This window comes from Streptomyces lushanensis, from assembly GCF_001700515.1.
Classification (GTDB): Bacteria; Actinomycetota; Actinomycetes; order Streptomycetales; family Streptomycetaceae; genus Streptomyces; species Streptomyces lushanensis.
Genome location: NZ_MAUD01000407.1, coordinates 1 through 2,714, shown reverse-complemented (window position 1 = coordinate 2,714; position 2,714 = coordinate 1). Strand labels below are relative to the sequence as shown.

The following is a 2,714-nucleotide window of genomic DNA, read 5'->3' as shown; positions in this document are numbered from 1 at the left end:
GCGGTGCCGGGGGCGCGGCCGGCGGGGCGGGCGCGGCCGTGAGGAGCCTGACCTACGCCCAGCTCGACGTCTTCCACCGCCGTATCGCCGCCGCCTTCGCCGACGCCGGTGTGCGCAAGGGCGATGTGCTGGCCCTGCACAGCCCCAACACCGTCGCCTATCCGGCCGTCTTCTACGCGGCCACCCGCGCCGGCGCGTCCGTCACCACCGCGCACCCCCTCGCCACGGCCGAGGAACTCGCCACCCAGCTCCGCGACGCCGCCGCCCGCTGGATCGTCACCGTCTCGCCGCTGCTCGACGTGGCACGGCGCTCGGCCGAACTCGTGGGCGGAATAGAGGAGATCTTCGTCTGCGACCGGGCCGAGGGCCACCGCTCCGTCCTCGACATGGCACGCTCGACCGCGCCGGATCCCGCCGTGACGATCGACCCGGTCGAGGACATCGCGGCCCTGCCGTACTCCTCGGGCACCACCGGCGTCCCCAAGGGCGTCATGCTCACCCACCGCTCGATCGCCACCAATCTCGCGCAGCTCCAGCCGGTCATGCCGATGCGGCGCGGCGACCGTATCCTCGCCGTCCTGCCGTTCTTCCACATCTACGGGCTCACCGCCCTGATGAACGCGCCGCTGCGCCAGGGCGCGACGGTCGTCGTGCTGCCGCGCTTCGACCTCGACCAGTTCCTCGGCGCCATCGAGAAGCACCGCGTCAACGGGCTCTACGTGGCTCCGCCCATCGTGCTCGCGCTGGCCAAGCACCCGGCGGTCGCCCAGTACGACCTCTCCTCGCTCGAATACGTGCTGAGCGCCGCCGCGCCGCTGGACGCCCGGCTCGCCGCCGCCTGCTCGGCCCGGCTGAACCTCCCGCCCGTACGGCAGGCGTACGGCATGACGGAACTGTCGCCCGGCACCCATGTCGTACCGCTCGCCGCCGCCGAACCGCCGCCCGGCGCGGTCGGCAAGCTCCTGCCCGGCACGGAGATGCGCATCGTCTCCCTGGACGACCCGGACAAGGACACCGACCCGGGGGCCGAGGGCGAGATCCTCATCCGGGGACCGCAGGTGATGAAGGGCTATCTCGGCCGGCCCGAGGCCACCGCAGGCATGATCGACCCCGACGGGTGGGTGCACACCGGTGATGTCGGCAGGACCGACGACGACGGCTGGCTCTTCGTCGTGGACCGGGTCAAGGAGCTCATCAAGTACAAGGGCTTCCAGGTCGCCCCGGCCGAGCTGGAAGCCCTGCTGCTCGCGCACGAGGCGATCGCCGACGCGGCCGTGACAGGTGTCCACGACCAGGACGGCAACGAGGTCCCGAAGGCATACATTGTTCGCCAGCCCGGTGCCGAGGCGCTCACCGAGGACGACGTGATGACGTATGTCGCCGAGCGTGTCGCCCCGTACAAGAAGGTCCGCCGGGTGGAGTTCGTCGGAAGCGTCCCCCGGGCCGCCTCCGGCAAGATCCTCAGGCGTGAACTGAGGGACCGCGAGTACCGCGAGGACCATGAGGCACGGGAGCGCGAGGCGCGTCCCCGTGAGAGGGAGAACAGTTGACGGACGGGGAGAACACGTGACGGACCACGCGGGGCTGGTCACGACCGCGCACGAGCGGGGCATCACCACCTTGACCCTGGACTCACCGGCGAACCGCAACGCCCTGTCGGCGCGGCTCGTCCGCGCGCTCGGGGACGCCCTCACCGGCTGCGGCGACGATCCCTCGGTACGGGCCGTGCTGCTCACGCACACCGGCACCACCTTCAGCTCGGGCGCCGACCTCAAGGAACCGGCCAACCCGTACACCTTCATCGCCCTGATGCGGCAGATCGTCGAACTGCCCAAACCGGTCGTGGCGCGCGTCAGCGGCCATGTACGGGCCGGGGGGCTCGGCCTCCTCGGCGCCTGCGACATCGCGATCGCCGACCGTACGTCCGACTTCGCGTTCACGGAGGTACGGATCGGGGTCGCGCCCGCCGTGATCTCGCTGCCGCTCCTGCCACGGGTCGAACCGCGCGCGGCGGCCCGCTACTACCTCACCGGTGAGCGCTTCGACGCGGCACGCGCGGCGGACGCCGGGCTGATCACCGAGGCCGCCGACGATGTGGACGCCGCGCTCGCGCCCGTACTCGACGGACTGCGCAGGGCCTCGCCGCAAGGGCTCGCGGAGTCCAAGAAACTGCTCACCGTCGGGGTGCTGGACACCTTCGACCGGTACGCGGAGGACCTCGTCCAGCGCTCGGCCTCGCTCTTCGTGACGGCGGAGGCGCGCGAGGGCATCACGGCGTTCCTGGAACGGCGGGACGCCGCGTGGGTGCGGTAGCCGCGCCCAAGCAGGACCGTGGCCGCGCCACCAGGCGGCGGCTGCTGGAGGCCGCCGTGGCCTGTCTGGCCGAGTACGGCTGGGCGGGCTCCACGGTCTCCGTCGTCGCCGAGCGCGCCGGGGTCTCGCGCGGCGCGGCCCAGCACTACTTCCCGACCCGGGAGGATCTGTTCACCGCCGCCGTCGAGCATGTGGCGGAGGAACGGTCCTCCGCGCTGCGGGCACTGGCCCCGGCGGGGCCCGGACAGCGGCGCGAGGCGGTGGCGGGCATCGTGGCGCTCTACACGGGACCGCTCTTCCGGGCCGCCCTGCACCTGTGGGTCGCGGCCGATCCGGGCCTCCAGCTCGGTGACCCGGGGCCTCAGCTGTTCCTCGTCGGAGGCCGCGACCCACAGGTGCAG

The 2,714-nt window shown here is 72.5% G+C and carries 3 protein-coding genes; all 3 read left to right on the top strand.

The window, feature by feature from the left end; translation table 11 throughout:
- Nucleotides 1-1,550: 4-coumarate--CoA ligase family protein (locus BFF77_RS28015; RefSeq protein WP_066955231.1), on the top strand; the 1,550-nt coding region annotated here is incomplete at its 5' end.
- A gap of 16 nt (nucleotides 1,551-1,566) precedes the next feature.
- Nucleotides 1,567-2,313 carry an enoyl-CoA hydratase family protein gene (locus BFF77_RS28010; RefSeq protein ID WP_245703731.1) on the top strand — a complete coding sequence of 249 codons (747 nt, stop codon included), beginning with the start codon at nucleotides 1,567-1,569 and terminating at the stop codon, nucleotides 2,311-2,313.
- Nucleotides 2,301-2,714, top strand: a 414-nt coding sequence (locus tag BFF77_RS28005) for a TetR/AcrR family transcriptional regulator (protein ID WP_141698546.1), incomplete at its 3' end; no start/stop codon positions are given. The genes BFF77_RS28010 and BFF77_RS28005, both read left to right, overlap by 13 nt.